This is a genomic window from Rhizobium sp. YIM 134829, assembly GCF_046546455.1.
Map to the genome: position 1 here is coordinate 342,793 of NZ_JBKHKI010000001.1, position 13,484 is coordinate 356,276.

The following is a 13,484-nucleotide window of genomic DNA, read 5'->3' on the forward strand; positions in this document are numbered from 1 at the left end:
AGCTGGCGAATCACGTTCTATTGCCGCAGACGCGTCGCTTCCTCCCCCTGGAAACGGGCCCAGACCGCCTCGATCATGTCCGGGCTGACCGGCTTGACGATATGGGTATCCATGCCGGCGCGGACTGATTCCTGGAGATCCTTGTCGAGCGCCTGGGTGGTGACGGCGACGATCGGTGTACGCTGCCCCACCTCCTCGCGTGCACGGATGGCGCGCGTCGCCTCGAAGCCGTTCATGACCGGCATCGACACATCCATCAACACGAGCCGCGGGCGCAGCGTCTGCCACAGCTGCAGCGCCTCTTCGCCATTGGCGGCGACGCGATAGGTCAGCCCCAGCCCTTCGAGGATCTGCGCGAAGACGAACTGGTTGATGTCATTGTCCTCGGCCACCAGGACATCGATCTCCGACCGATCGACAGGCAGCATCGGCAGCGTCATCAGATCCCAGTCCGAGACGCTCGGGGCCGACTCCGGATCTGTTTCCACAGTCGCGACAGCACTGACCTGCCTTTCGACCAGTGACGGCAGGCTCGGTTCCGGCGCAGGGTCGAGCAGTGCATGGATCGCGGTGCCGATCGCGGCATCGGACCAGGTGGGGTCGAGAACGAGCGTCGGAATGCCGCTCTCGCGTGCCGGCCGCGGGTCGTGCGGCGGATCGACAAGGATGGCGTCGAGCGGAAGCTGCGCCTCACGGGCAGCGGCGAGGAAGGCCGTCAATTCGCTGGCCCCATGCACCGCACAGGCATCCGCGCCATCAGCGCGCAGGAATGCGACCAGATGGGCCTCTCGGACCGGATCCGCAGTCACCACCAGCATGTTACGCGTCGGGCGTTCAGACGCGGCCATCAGCGGCCGCGTCTCGGCGATCGTCTGGACATCGACCGAGCGGAACGCGTCGAAGCAGTTCTGTGCCGGCTCGAAGACATTATAGTCGCGGATGGTGAAGGCCTCGGCGAGATCCGGCGCCAGTTCGCCGATGCCGACCACGACATCCGTGACATCGGCCATATAGGTCACGAGGATGGCGCGGCTGCCTTCGCCGATGCGGAACTTGTGGGTGATGGACCAGAAATCGTCGCCATCAGCGGCCACGATCTGTTCGGGCAGTGTGAAGGTCTTGCCGGTTTCGAGCACCATGCGGTCGGACGCCTCGACCTTCTCGGCAAGCGAGGGCTCGAGCACATCCCAGACCGAACGGCCGAGAATGCCCTCGGCATTGACGCCATGGATCGCGCAGAAGGCCTTGTTGGCGGCGATATAGCTGAGGCTGCGGTCCTTGACGAAGACTGGGTTCGGCAGATTGTCGAGAATGGCTTCGGTGACTTCGACGCGTTCGAGATCGAGCTGAAGCTGCTCTTCCTTTTTCTTCTGCTCGGAGACATCGGTCAGGGCGACAATACAAATGCCATTCGCCAACCGGCGTTTGCGAACGCTGATCCAGCGCTGGCGGCTCAGCCGCTCGACGCTCTCATAACGCTCGCGCCAGTGCAGCGAGACGCGATCGGCGATCCATTCCTCGCGATTGGCGCGGCGGCGGTTCTTCTCGCCGTTGGAGCCTGTGCGCATGCCGAGATCGAAGACAGCGCCCAGGAAATCGCGCAGGCGCGTGCCGCGCTGGACCATCTCGGCCGGAACGGCATAGAAATGCGCCACGTTTCGGCTGGCAAACAGCAGTTCGTCATTTCGATCATAGGCAAGTACGGCCACGTCGAGCGACTCCGCCATCGCTTCGATCATGGAAAACTGGATGTTTGCGTCGCTAAGCGCCGCATCGGTCATGTCATCGTCCTCGTCGAGGCGGAGAGGCTGTGGCGGAGACATGCTGACGCAGGACCCTGACCGGGCCAGCGTGGCGGATCTGTTCGAAACGGACGGTCAGCGGCGCACCGTTTCAGGGTCCGGACAATGTCCGAAGACACCATCTCCTTGTTTGGACAGTGACAGTCTTACCTTAAGCCAAGATTAAACAGGATCGCGAATTTTCGCGTGAAAGTAAGACAGAACGAACTCGATAAAACCGGGAGAGGCGCATGAGGGCGCTTTTCTTGAACGACGGAATGAGGGAAAAGAGGACATGCCGATTTCCCAGCTCTCCGAGACGCTTATCAACCAGATCGCTGCCGGCGAGGTGATCGAGCGACCGGCGAGCGCCGCCAAGGAACTCATCGAAAACGCGCTCGATGCCGGCGCCACCCGCATCGATATTGCGACGGCGGGCGGCGGCAAGGCGCTGCTGCGCGTCGTCGACAATGGCTGCGGCATGGGGCCCGAGGATCTGGCGCTCGCGATCCGCCGCCACTGCACCTCCAAGCTCGACCAGGGCCTGCTCGACATCCGCACGCTCGGCTTTCGCGGCGAGGCCCTGCCCTCGATCGGCTCGGTCGCCCGTCTGACGATCGCCAGCCGCGCTGCCGGCAGCGCGGAAGGCGCCGAAATCGCCGTGCATGGCGGGGTACTCTCGGCACTCCGCCCGGCGCCCGCGAATATCGGCACGGTGGTCGAGGTGCGCGACCTGTTCTTCGCCACCCCGGCGCGGCTGAAATTCTTGAAGAGCGAACGGGCGGAGGCGGCGGCGATCTCCGAGGTGGTCCGGCGCATGGCGATCGCCTTCCCGCAGGTGCGCTTCGTGCTCTCCGGCGCCGACCGCACGACGCTCGAATTTCCCGCAACCGGCGACGACCGGCTGGCGCGCATCGCTCAGGTGATCGGCCGCGACTTCCGCGACAATGCGATCCCGATCGAGGCCGAGCGCGAGGATGTGCGGCTGACCGGCTTTGCCGGCGTGCCGACCTTCAACCGCGGCAACTCGCTCCAGCAATTCGTCTTCGTCAATGGCCGGCCGGTGCAGGACAAGCTGATCCTTTCCGCCCTGCGTGGCGCCTATGCCGAGACCATTCCACAGGGGCGCTACCCGGTCGTCGTGCTGTCGATCGGCATCGACCCGGCCCTGGTCGACGTCAATGTCCATCCGGCCAAGTCCGACGTGCGGTTCCGCGATCCGGGCTTGGTGCGCGGGCTGATCGTCGGCGCGATCCGCCAGGCCTTGGCGCTGCATGGCGACCGGGCATCGACGCTGGGGGCCCGCGGCCTGATGCAGGCCTTCCGCCCGGAGGGGGCCACGCCCCGCTGGCCCTTCCGCCCGCAGACCCCGCCGAGCCCGGCGCCTTGGTCGGCCGAGACCTCCCCGTCCCGCCCCTTCGCCTTCGAGGGTGCGGCGCCGGCCGGAGCGGCCCCAGGCTTCGGTTTTGCCGAGGCGTTGCAAAGCGCGTTTTCCGTGGCGCCTTCGGCCAGTGCGGCGCCGACGCCGGCGCCCGCGTCAGATGAGATCGAGCATCCGCTCGGCGCTGCCCGCGCGCAGCTGCACGAGAACTACATCGTCGCCCAGACCCGCGACGGGCTGGTGATCGTCGACCAGCATGCCGCGCATGAGCGGCTGGTCTTCGAAGCGCTGCGCAAGGGGATGGCCAGCCGCCCGGTCGCCGCCCAGGCGCTGCTGATCCCCGAGATCGTCGATCTTCCCGAGGAGGATTGCGACCGACTCGTTGCCAAGGCCGAGGATTTCACCCGCCTCGGCCTGACGATCGAGCGCTTCGGCCCCGGCGCCATCGCCGTGCGCGAGACGCCGGCCATGCTCGGCGAGATCGATGCCGCGGCGCTCATCCGCCAGCTCGCCGACGAACTGGCGGAATGGGACAGCGCCGCCGGCCTTGAAAGCCGGCTCGACCATCTGGCCGCCACCATGGCCTGCCATGGCTCGGTGCGTTCCGGACGACGGTTGAAGCCCGAGGAAATGAACGCGCTGCTTCGCCAGATGGAGGCCACCCCCGGCTCCGGCCAATGCAATCACGGCCGGCCGACCTATATCGAGATCAAGCTCGCCGATATCGAGCGGCTGTTCGGCCGCAGCTGACGGCGGGTGCCTGGTTGGTGGGTTTGACGGATGCGGAGCGCGGCGCTACTGCGTCTCGGACGAAAGCCGGACAGCATGTGCGGAATTAACAATGCGGGGACGACGGGTGATGAACCGGTTTGAAGGCAGCGGCAACAGGCCGGCAAAGATTCGCTATCTCGACGGCGACTTCCAGATCGTCATGCCCGGCACCCACGTCACCTGCGCCATGACCGGCGTCCCGATCCCCGTCGACGAACTGCGCTATTGGAGCGTCGCCCGCCAGGAAGCCTATGCCGACGCCCAGGCCTCCCTCGACGCCGAACGCCAGGCCGGCACCCTGCCTGGCTAAGCCTTGCCCGCAGGTGCCTCTGTCTGCAGGAAGCCGGACAGAAGCCGCCCCACGCCCTCTTCGAACACCTTGTCCCAATCCGCTTCGCCCAGCAGATTGGAGGCCGCGATGGCCGGATGAGTGTCGGGCAAGGCCGTGGACCGACCGGCGCCTGCCTCATCGCCCTGACCCGCGACGAAGCTCGCCCGCGTGACACTGGCACCGACCGTCATGTTCCAGAGCGCCCAGACTGCGGCATTCAGCCTGTCCGGCGCGATCCCTCCGGCGCTGAGCAGCAGCAACAGCCGCTCCAGCCGGCCGAGCGTCGCGGCGCCGAGCGCGCGGCGGGCTAGAAGGGCGGCCGACCAGGGGTGGAGCAGCATGGCGCTACGCCAGCCGTGCAGTTCCGCGTGAATGGCCAAGAGCCAGTCCGCGTCCCCCTCCGGATCTGCCGCTTCCGCGCGGAGCACCGCATCTAGCGCCAGATCGAGCACGGCATCCTTGCTCTCCACATGCCAGTAGAGGCTCATGGCGCCGGCGCCGAGGCGATCGGCGAGACGCCGCATGCTCAAGCCGTCGAGCCCGTCGGCATCTAGGAGAGCGATCGCAGCCTCGATGATCCGGTCGAGAGAGAGTGCGCCCTCGCCCGCCGCTCCGCCGCTCCGTCCGCTTCGGCTGCGACGTCCCTGCCCTGCGCCTTGCGTTCGCGCCATCGGCGGCCCCTCCTCGCGTTACGATGTCTGCGAGCCTTAGACCGGATGATGGCATCCGGCAATTGACTCGTTCACTGTACGATGCTTCATTTCGTACGTCGTACGAGCGAGTCCCTCGCGCGGCAATCCCAAGCGTTCAGGAGACGACGATGCCCAATTCCGTCCGATCTTTTCTTTTCATAGGAGTGCTTCTCATGACGACCCCTTCCGCGGCAGAGACCGTAACCCGCGTCAATCCGCCCGCCCTCGGCGATCCCACTCCCTATGGCTACAGCACCGCCACGGTACTCCCCCCTGGCGCGCGGCTCGCCTTCATTTCCGGACAGGGCGGGCAGGATGAGCGTGGCGGACTCTCGCCCGACTTTGCGGCGCAGGTCTCGCAGGGCTATGCCAATCTCGCCAAGGCACTGAATGGACTGGGCGCGAAGCCCGACCAGGTCGCCAAACTGACCGTCTATGTGGTCGATCACCAACCCGCCAAACTCGCAGTGCTGACCCGCGCGGTGACGACCCTCTTCGGCGACCATCTGCCGGCGCAAACCCTGGTACCGGTCACGAAACTGGCAGTCGACCCCATGCTGTTCGAAGTCGAGGCGGTGGTGGTCCTGCCCTAAGGTGGAGCCATTCCCACTAAAGCGAAGCCGCTGCGGCCGTGATCGCAACCAGACTTGGTGACGCGACGCTCTTCCGGTGAATCCAATACATCGGAGGAGCTTTCCCTACCGAACCGGATCCAGGCTCTCGATCGTCGAGTGGGTCAGTCGGCGCTGGCGGGCGTTGGTGAGGGTGGCGGTGAGGATTGCGTCGGGGGCGGCGGGGTCGTCGAAGCGGATCTCGACGGCAATGACGAGGGTGCGGCTTTTCAGCTCGCCGCTTAGGCCATGGCCGGCTTCGAGCCGCACCCAGTCCTTGGCGGTGGTCACAAGCGTCAGGCCTTCGCGCGTCGCCGTTTCCAGCATGTCGGCGATCTCGTCGTCGGCCAAGTGATGATGGTCGGGGAAGCGGCGCTCTTCGGCGATGATGGCGCCTGTCTCGCGCACGGTGCGGAAGAATTTCTCGGGATCGGCGATGCCGGCAAAGGCGAGAACGGGTGCGCCTCTCAGTGCCGCATCATCGCCGGAGCGGTGTAGACTGGCGGCGAAAAGCCGCCGGCCGGCGCGTGCGGCGGCGCGGATCACCGGATCGGCGGCGTCCTCCGTGCCGATCTGCAGCAGAGCGGAGGTCTGGCGGAGCTGGACCGGCAGCGGCGCGCGCACCGGTCCGGCCGGCACCACCCGGCCATTGCCGATGCCGCGACGGGAATCGATCACCAGCAGCGCGTAGTCGAAAACGAGGCGGGCACTCTGGAACCCATCATCCATGATGATGAGATCCGCGCCCTCCGCCACCAGCCGCTGCGCGCCCTCGACGCGCCGGCGGGAGATGACGGTTAGCGCCTCGCGGGCGAGCAGCAGCGGCTCGTCGCCGACATCGCGGGCGCGGTGATGGTCGGGATCGACGCGGGTCGTGCGGTCAAGCGAGCCGCCATAGCCGCGGCTCAGGAAACCGGGGGTGAGGCCACGCGCCTTGGCGGCCCGGGCGAGCGCCAGCGCCGTCGGCGTCTTGCCGGCGCCGCCCACGGTGAAGTTGCCGATGCAGAGCACGGGAACGGGCGCGGCCCAGCGCTTCGTCCTTTCCATGCGCGCACCGGCCACTTGGCCATAGAGCCAGGAGAGGGGCGCGAGCGCCGCGCTGGTGAAACCCGGCTTTTCCCACCAGAAGGGCGGTGCTTCGGAGACCATCAGCTCTGCCTGCCCTCTGTCCTGCCCGCCCTGCCTGCGATGCCCAGCATGGTCAGGCCCCGGCCGGGCGGCGGCTGGCGAGCAGCGCCGGCAGCTCGGTGATGTCGTTCAGGCAATGATCGGCATCCCCGAGCGACTGGCGCGAGCCGGTGCCGGTCAGGACGGCGACCGTCAGCCCCGCCCCGGCGGAGATGCCCATGTGCAGATCGTGATTGTTGTCGCCGACCACCACCACCTGATCCGGCGCAAGGCCGGTGGCGGCGCAGAAGCCGAGCACCATGCCGGGGCCGGGCTTGGTGCCGTGGCCGCTGTCATAGCCGGCCACATAATCGAGGCTCTCGGCAAAGCCGAAGCGCTTCGCCGTCTCGCGGATCGAGGTCTCGTTGTCGCTGGAGGCGACGCCAAGCCGATAGCCGTCGGCCTTCAGGTCGGCAAAGAACGGAGCGAGATCTGCGACCGGCACCGCATAGGCGGCCGAGCGGGAGAAGAGATCGTCGAACAGTGCCCGGAGTTCCTCGAACGGATAAGGCGAGCCGGCGGCGACCATGCCCTCGGCGATCTCCACCGTATTGCCGGCGGCAAGCAGGCTGTCCGCCACCACATGGCCGGTCTCCGGGTCCATGCCGCAGGCCATGAGGAGCCTGTTTGCGAGGTCTGCATCGCCGCGGGCGGCAATGCGCGCCAGCTCGTAATTCACCGGCACCCAGCTTTTCGCGTAGTCGAGCAGCGTGCCGTCCTTGTCGAACAGGATGCCGGCGATGGCCGGATGCTGCTCGTGGGCGGCGGTCTCAGCGGACATCGCTTCTGTCCCCCTCGTCGCGCGGCAGAAGACGGGCCTTGACCGTCAGCGGATTGATATAGGGCTCCAGGCCGCGCATGGTGGCGGCGAGCGCGCCGCGCATTTCATGCATGGTTTCCTGGCCCGCGTCGATCATCTTGTGCCGCACCTCGTCATTGACGAGCAGATAGTGCACGCCCTTGGCGAGCATCTCCACATCGCGCACGATCTTGGCACTGCCATTCTTGGCGAGGCGCTGATAGCTCTCGCGGAAATTCTGCACATTGCCGCCCGACAGGATAGCGCAGCCGAGCATGGCCGGCTCCAGCGGATTCTGCCCGCCCTCGCCGAACAGCGAGCGGCCGACAAAGGCTACCTCGGTCAGGCGAAGATAAAGGCCCATCTCGCCGATCGTATCGCCGAGAAACACGTCGGTCTCGGGCGTCAGGGGGTCGCGCCGCGTGCGGCGGGCGACCGTCAGGCCGCGAGCGTTGAGCATGGCCTCGATCGCGTCGCAGCGCTCCGGATGGCGGGGCACGATGATGGTCAGCAGGCCGCTACGCTTCTTCAGCGCGGCATGGACGGCCGCTGCCGCCGCCTCCTCGCCCTCGAAGGTGGAGATCGCCGCCCAGGTCTTGCGCTTGCCCAGCTGCTGGCGATAGCTGCGCAGCGCCTCTGCATCGGCGGGCGGCGCGTCGGTATCGACCTTGAGATTGCCGGAGACCATGACCGGCAGCGCCCCGAGCGTGCTGAAGCGTTCGGCATCGGCCTCCGACTGGGCGATCACCAGCGCCAGGTTTTCAAACAGAGCGTCGGCAAGGCTCGCGCGCTTGCGCCAGCGCTTGAAGGAGCGATCCGACATCCGGCCATTGACGAGGATCTGCGGAATATGGCGCCGGCCGAGCTCCATGATCGTCATCGGCCAGATTTCGGATTCGGCGATGATCGCCAGATCCGGCTCCCAATAGTCGAGGAAGCGCGAGACGGCGGGCTTGATGTCGAGCGGCACATATTGGTGGATGGCGGCAGGCCCCAGCCGATCGGACGCGATCCGGGCCGAGGTGGTGGTGCCGGTGGTCAGTACCACGGCGATGCCGCGCTTGTGGATCTCGCGGATCAGCGGAATGACCGAGGCCGTCTCACCGACGCTCGCCGCATGGAACCAGACGAGCGGGCCCTGCGGTCGCGGCGCGCTTGGATGGCCGTAGCGCTCCTGCCGGCGGGCACGATCTTCCTTGCCCTTGGCCGCGCGGGTGGCGAGGTAGGACCAGATGAAGGGGGTCAGCGCCGTGCCCATGACGCGATAGGTGGTCAAGACCGCACGGGCGAAGAACCGGCTCATGCGACACCTCCGTCGCTCCGACCTTGGCGAAGGGAGCCCCGTCGGACGCAGGACCCGAGGCGAGGCCCCCGGCACAGCTCGCCCATGACCGCAGCGGCCGGCATGCGCACCGCCCGCTCCGCTCTCACCATCAGACGGCGCCTGGATCGAGCAGGCGATGCATGTGGACGATGAAATAGCGCATATGCGCATTGTCCACGGTCAGCTGTGCCTTCGACTTCCAGGCTGCGAGCGCGCTCTGGTAATCGGGGAAGATGCCGACGATATCGAGCTTGTCGAGGTCGCGGAACTGCACCTCGGTCAGCGTCGTCAGCTCGCCGCCGAAGACGAGGTGGAGGAGTTGTTTTTTCTCGCTGCTTGGAGCCATCACTCTGCCGTCCTGATCGATATTGAAGTGGATGTGAGCCATCCCGCATGAAAGGTCAATGGGGGGCGCCGCCTGCGGCCGCCACGAGCGGACCCAGAATGCTCAGCCGGGCCGCGCAGAGCATCTCGTGCGTCACCTGCTTGGTGTTGTAGGCGAGCGGCCGACCGTCGAGCCCCGCCAAGCGGCCGCCTGCCTCGTCGAGGATCAGGTCGGCGGCGGCGAGGTCCCAGTCATGGGAATTGCGCTCCACCACCGTGCCGTCGATCCGCCCGTCGGCGATCATGGCCAGCCGATAGGCGAGCGAGGGCACATGGGCGATGCGGGTCATGCCGGCGCGATAGGCGGCCGGCAGCCGCGCCACCCGCTGTTCGGAGAGCGCGATCAGCAGCTTCTCGCCCTCGCCCGACTTGGCCGCCCGGATCGGCAGGCCGTTGCGCCGGGCGCCTTGGCCAAGAGCTGCCTGATAGAGCTCGATCAGCGCCGGGGCATAGAGGACGCCCGCCACCGGACGACCCTCATGCACGACCGCGACGCTGACGCACCAGATATCCTTGCCTGCGATGAAGGCACGGGTGCCATCGATCGGGTCGACGACGAAGACGGTCTCGCAGCCGAGTCGCGCCTCGTCATCATCGGTCTCCTCCGAGAGCCAGCCATAATTGGGCCGGGCAGCGAGCAGCCGCTCCTTGAGCACGTCATTGGCCGCATAATCAGCTTCGCTGACCGGCGAGCGATCCTCGTTCTTGTAGCGGAAATCGGGATTCTTGCGGAAGAAGCCGAGGGCCTTTTCGCCGGCCGCCATGGCGGCGGTGGTGATGAGCTCGAGATCGCGAAGCCACTGCGTATCGTCTAAGGCGGAAGCCGTCATCATCGTCCTTTGCGCCCGGCAGGTCCCGGGAATCGGAGGGGCAGGCCCTCCGGCAATGTGTCATCATCCTCCCGGGCGCCTTCGACCGCGCAACTGCGGCTATTTTCCGGCGAGCGTCATGCCTTCGATGGCAAGCGTCGGCGCCGCGGTGCCGAAGCTGCGGTCGATATCGTCGGCCAGCGTAACCGCCATGAACATCTGTTTGAGGTTGGAGGCAATCGTGACTTCCGAGACCGGATAGGTGATCTCGCCATTCTCGATCCAGAAACCCGAGGCGCCGCGCGAATATTCGCCGGTCAGCATGTTCAGCCCATGGCCGATGAGCTCGGTCACGTAGAAGCCGGTGCTCACCCCCTTGATCAGATCGTCCCGCGAGATCTCGCCCGGCTCCAGCGCGAAGTTGGTGGAGCTCGGGCTGACCGCCGGCCCGCCACGCACGCCGCGACCATTGGTTTCGAGGCCGAGCTCGCGGGCGGTGGAGGTGGACAGCAGCCAATGGCGAAGCACGCCGTCCTCGACAACCGTCAGGGGTTCGCCGGCGATCCCCTCGCCATCGAAGGGACGCGAGGCCGGGCCGCGCACGATCTGCGGCGTGTCGGTGACGCGGATGCCCGCCTTCATCACCTGCGAGCCCATGCTGTCCTTGAGGAAGGTCGTCTTGCGCGCCACGGCGGCACCGTTGATGGCGCTGGCAATATGGCTGGCAAAGCCACGGGCGACACGCGGGTCGAAGACGACGGTGACGTTCTTCTGCGTCTCGACCTGGCGGGGATTGACGCGAGCCGCTGCCCGTTCTCCGGCGAGACGGCCAATCTCCTGCGGACCGCGCAGATCGGCGAAAAACAGCGTGCTCGCATAATCATAATCGCGCTCCATGCGCGTGCCCTCGCCGGCGATCGCGCTGACGGAGCGGCCGAAGCGGGTGCCCATATAGGCGCCGGAGAAGCCATGGGAGGTGACGAGCACCAGCCCGCCCATGCCGGCGGAGGCGCCGGCGCCCGAGGAATTTGTGACACCCGGCACGGCGAGCGCTGCGGCTTCCGCCTCGAGCGCGGCATCGGTCAGCGCCTGGGTAGAGACCTCCGTCGGATCGAAAAGATCGAGATCGGCGATCTGGCGCGCAAGCCGGGCTTCGTCCGCGAGCGTGGCATAGGGATCCTCGGGCGAGGCCTTGGCCATGGCGACCGCACGTTCGGCGAGAACCTTGAGATCGAAGCCGGGATTGGCCGAGATACTGGCGACCCTTCGGCCGACGAAGACGCGAAGCGAGAAATCGTCGCTCTCGGACGACTCGGTGCCTTCCACCTTCCCGAGACGGACGCTGACCGAGCGCGAGCGGCCCCGGACGACCACGGCATCGGCCTGATCCGCGCCTGCCTTTCGTGCCAGATCCACAAGTTCGGCGGCCCGCGCCTCGAGCGCGTCGGAGAAGATCGGTTCGGACATGGATGTGGCCTTTCTTTCGCGCCCCATTTATTGTGCACTGGCCTCTGCATCAAGGCCATAGCGCGATTCTCGCCTGCCTTGCGCACAATCCGCTGATTTGCGCCGCCTGCGCGCGACTGAAAGGAACACGCCATGTCGACCACGTCCGCCATGACCGGCCAGGCTCTCCTGCTGCTCGGCGGCGCGGTCGTCGCGGCGCCGATCTTCAAGAAGCTCGGCCTTGGCACGGTGCTCGGCTATCTCGCGGCCGGCGTCGTCATCGGCCCCCTGCTCCACCAGATCACCGAGGGGGAGGAAATCCTGGGCTTTGCCGAGCTCGGCGTCGTCTTCCTGCTCTTTGTCATCGGGCTCGAACTGAAACTGTCGCGGCTCTGGCAGATGCGGCGGGATATTTTCGGGCTCGGCACCGCCCAGGTCCTGGCGACGGGCGGCGTGCTGTCCATGCTCATCTATGGGCTCGGCCTGCTCGACTGGGCGGGCAGCCTGATCACCGGCTTTGGCTTGTCACTCTCCTCCACCGCGTTTGCGCTGCAGATTCTCGACGAGAAGGGCGACACCAACACGCGCTACGGCCAGCGCGCCTTCTCGGTCCTGCTGCTGCAGGATCTGGCGATCGTGCCGCTGCTCGCGCTCATCCCGCTGATCGCGCTGCAGGCGCCGGAAGACACGACCCCGCCGATCGAGGACTTCTCCATCGCGGTCGGGGCGATCCTGATCATGGTGGTTGCCGGCCGCTACCTCATCAACCCGATCTTCCAGATTCTGGCGCGCACCGGCGCCCGCGAGATCATGATCGCCGCGGCGCTGCTGATCGTGCTCGGTGCCGCCACACTGATGCAGATGGCGCAGCTGTCCATGGCAATGGGCGCCTTCCTGGCCGGCGTGCTGCTCGCGGAATCCTCCTACCGCCACGAGCTGGAGGCCGATATCGAGCCCTTCCGCGGCTTGTTGCTCGCTCTGTTCTTCATGGCCGTCGGCCTTTCCCTGAAGCTCGACGTGATCCTCGCCAATTGGGGACTCGTCCTTGTCGCCGTGCCGCTGCTCGTCGTCATCAAGGCGGTGATCTTCTATGCGCTCTGCCGGGTCACGGGCTCGCCGCACAATGATGCGGTGCGCATCGCGCTGCTTCTCCCCCAGGGCGGCGAGTTCGGCTTCGTGCTCTTCAGCGCGGCGGCGGCGGCCGGCGTCTTCTCCTCCGACATCGCCTCGCTGCTCGTCGTCGTCGTCACGCTCTCCATGGCGCTGACCCCAGCCGCTGCGGCCCTTGCCGGCCGGCTCATGGATGGCGAGACCGAGGAGGAGGAAGAGATCGAGGAGGATTTCGAAGGGGCCGGTGCCGACGTGCTCATGATCGGCTTCTCGCGTCTCGGCCAGATCGCCTCACAAATCCTGCTGGCGGGCGGGCGAAACGTGACGGTCATCGACCATTCCGCAGCCCGCGTTCGCCAGGCGGCCACCTTCGGCTTCCGCATCTATTTCGGCGACGGGACGCGTCTGGACGTGCTGCGCGCCGCCGGCATCGAGCGCGCCAAGATCGTCGCCATCTGCACGCATAATGTCGAGATCACCGACCGGATCGTCGACCTGATCCAGGCCCATTATCCCGGCGTCCGCCTGTTCGTCCGCTCCTACGACCGGCGCCACACTTTGTCGCTGCGGGCGCGGGGCGTCGATTACGAGCTGCGCGAAACGCTCGAATCCGGCTTTCTGTTCGGTCAGAAGACGCTGGAGGAGCTCGGCGTGGCCCCCAACCAGACCGCAGCGATCGTCGAGGACATCCGCCGCCGCGACGAAGCCCGCCTCGCCGCCCAGGCCGTCGAAGGCTTCACCGGCGGACGCGATCAGCTGCATTCCGAACCGGTCAAGCCGGAACCGCTGATCAAGCCGAAGCGCGAGGTCCTGGCGCCGGTCGGCCCGGACGAGGAAATCGCGGCGGCCGTCGTGGCGCGGTAGGCGGGACTGGCCCT

General features: G+C 66.8%; 12 protein-coding genes. 4 read left to right on the forward strand and 8 right to left on the reverse strand.

Annotated elements, in window-relative coordinates; translation table 11 throughout:
• Window positions 1-17 precede the first annotated feature (17 nt).
• Window positions 18-1,781 carry a response regulator gene (locus ACLE20_RS01665; protein WP_410938510.1) on the reverse strand — a complete coding sequence of 588 codons (1,764 nt, stop codon included), beginning with the start codon at window positions 1,779-1,781 and terminating at the stop codon, window positions 18-20.
• A 295-nt stretch (window positions 1,782-2,076) separates the two neighbouring features.
• Here ACLE20_RS01665 and mutL point away from each other — a divergent pair, with 295 nt between their 5' ends.
• Both mutL and ACLE20_RS01675 read left to right on the forward strand, forming a co-directional pair.
• Entirely contained in the window at window positions 2,077-3,912 is a 1,836-nt protein-coding gene (gene mutL / locus ACLE20_RS01670; RefSeq protein WP_410938511.1) for a DNA mismatch repair endonuclease MutL, read from the forward strand.
• Window positions 3,913-4,018: 106 nt separating this feature from the next.
• Window positions 4,019-4,243: a DUF2093 domain-containing protein gene (locus ACLE20_RS01675; RefSeq protein WP_410938512.1), complete on the forward strand. Its 225-nt coding sequence runs from the start codon at window positions 4,019-4,021 to the stop codon at window positions 4,241-4,243.
• Here ACLE20_RS01675 and ACLE20_RS01680 read toward each other — a convergent pair.
• Entirely contained in the window at window positions 4,240-4,935 is a 696-nt protein-coding gene (locus tag ACLE20_RS01680) for a TetR/AcrR family transcriptional regulator (protein WP_410938513.1), read from the reverse strand. The two genes, ACLE20_RS01675 and ACLE20_RS01680, sit on opposite strands and share 4 nt — an antisense overlap.
• Before the next feature lie 194 nt (window positions 4,936-5,129).
• Here ACLE20_RS01680 and ACLE20_RS01685 point away from each other — a divergent pair, with 194 nt between their 5' ends.
• Complete coding sequence (locus ACLE20_RS01685) at window positions 5,130-5,549, forward strand: RidA family protein (RefSeq protein WP_410938514.1); 420 nt, start codon at window positions 5,130-5,132, stop codon at window positions 5,547-5,549.
• Between the two features lie 105 nt (window positions 5,550-5,654).
• Here ACLE20_RS01685 and lpxK read toward each other — a convergent pair whose 3' ends face one another.
• The 6 genes from lpxK to ACLE20_RS01715 all read right to left on the reverse strand — a co-directional run bounded on the left by lpxK (window position 5,655) and on the right by ACLE20_RS01715 (window position 11,517).
• Window positions 5,655-6,716 (reverse strand): tetraacyldisaccharide 4'-kinase, encoded by a 1,062-nt coding sequence (gene lpxK / locus ACLE20_RS01690; protein ID WP_410938515.1) that lies wholly within the window; start codon window positions 6,714-6,716, stop codon window positions 5,655-5,657.
• Between the two features lie 52 nt (window positions 6,717-6,768).
• Window positions 6,769-7,515 carry an HAD family hydrolase gene (locus ACLE20_RS01695; protein ID WP_410938516.1) on the reverse strand — a complete coding sequence of 249 codons (747 nt, stop codon included), beginning with the start codon at window positions 7,513-7,515 and terminating at the stop codon, window positions 6,769-6,771.
• Entirely contained in the window at window positions 7,505-8,836 is a 1,332-nt protein-coding gene (waaA, locus tag ACLE20_RS01700; RefSeq protein ID WP_410938517.1) for a lipid IV(A) 3-deoxy-D-manno-octulosonic acid transferase, read from the reverse strand. The genes ACLE20_RS01695 and waaA overlap by 11 nt, the downstream gene beginning before the upstream one ends.
• A 130-nt stretch (window positions 8,837-8,966) precedes the next feature.
• Window positions 8,967-9,203, reverse strand: coding sequence for a DUF4170 domain-containing protein (locus tag ACLE20_RS01705; RefSeq protein ID WP_410938518.1), 237 nt, complete (start codon window positions 9,201-9,203; stop codon window positions 8,967-8,969).
• 55 nt (window positions 9,204-9,258) lie between these two features.
• The gene (locus tag ACLE20_RS01710; protein ID WP_410939112.1) at window positions 9,259-10,071 is read right to left on the reverse strand and encodes a 3'(2'),5'-bisphosphate nucleotidase CysQ; all 813 of its coding nucleotides are present in this window, start codon (window positions 10,069-10,071) and stop codon (window positions 9,259-9,261) included.
• Between the two features lie 99 nt (window positions 10,072-10,170).
• Entirely contained in the window at window positions 10,171-11,517 is a 1,347-nt protein-coding gene (locus ACLE20_RS01715) for a TldD/PmbA family protein (protein ID WP_410938519.1), read from the reverse strand.
• 132 nt (window positions 11,518-11,649) lie between these two features.
• On the opposite strand from ACLE20_RS01715, the gene ACLE20_RS01720 reads away from it, so the two are divergent.
• Window positions 11,650-13,470 carry a monovalent cation:proton antiporter-2 (CPA2) family protein gene (locus tag ACLE20_RS01720; RefSeq protein WP_410938520.1) on the forward strand — a complete coding sequence of 607 codons (1,821 nt, stop codon included), beginning with the start codon at window positions 11,650-11,652 and terminating at the stop codon, window positions 13,468-13,470.
• The last annotated feature ends 14 nt before the right edge of the window (window positions 13,471-13,484 follow it).

What these genes read in the sequence shown, in the direction of transcription:
- ACLE20_RS01665 (WP_410938510.1), bottom strand. Translation starts at nt 1,781, where the DNA reads ATGACCGATGCGGCGCTTAGCGACGCAAACATCCAGTTTTCCATGATC.
- mutL (WP_410938511.1), top strand. Translation starts at nt 2,077, where the DNA reads ATGCCGATTTCCCAGCTCTCCGAGACGCTTATCAACCAGATCGCTGCC.
- ACLE20_RS01680 (WP_410938513.1), bottom strand. Translation starts at nt 4,935, where the DNA reads ATGGCGCGAACGCAAGGCGCAGGGCAGGGACGTCGCAGCCGAAGCGGA.
- ACLE20_RS01685 (WP_410938514.1), top strand. Translation starts at nt 5,130, where the DNA reads ATGACGACCCCTTCCGCGGCAGAGACCGTAACCCGCGTCAATCCGCCC.
- lpxK (WP_410938515.1), bottom strand. Translation starts at nt 6,716, where the DNA reads ATGGTCTCCGAAGCACCGCCCTTCTGGTGGGAAAAGCCGGGTTTCACC.
- ACLE20_RS01695 (WP_410938516.1), bottom strand. Translation starts at nt 7,515, where the DNA reads ATGTCCGCTGAGACCGCCGCCCACGAGCAGCATCCGGCCATCGCCGGC.
- waaA (WP_410938517.1), bottom strand. Translation starts at nt 8,836, where the DNA reads ATGAGCCGGTTCTTCGCCCGTGCGGTCTTGACCACCTATCGCGTCATG.
- ACLE20_RS01705 (WP_410938518.1), bottom strand. Translation starts at nt 9,203, where the DNA reads ATGGCTCCAAGCAGCGAGAAAAAACAACTCCTCCACCTCGTCTTCGGC.
- ACLE20_RS01710 (WP_410939112.1), bottom strand. Translation starts at nt 10,071, where the DNA reads ATGACGGCTTCCGCCTTAGACGATACGCAGTGGCTTCGCGATCTCGAG.
- ACLE20_RS01715 (WP_410938519.1), bottom strand. Translation starts at nt 11,517, where the DNA reads ATGTCCGAACCGATCTTCTCCGACGCGCTCGAGGCGCGGGCCGCCGAA.
- ACLE20_RS01720 (WP_410938520.1), top strand. Translation starts at nt 11,650, where the DNA reads ATGTCGACCACGTCCGCCATGACCGGCCAGGCTCTCCTGCTGCTCGGC.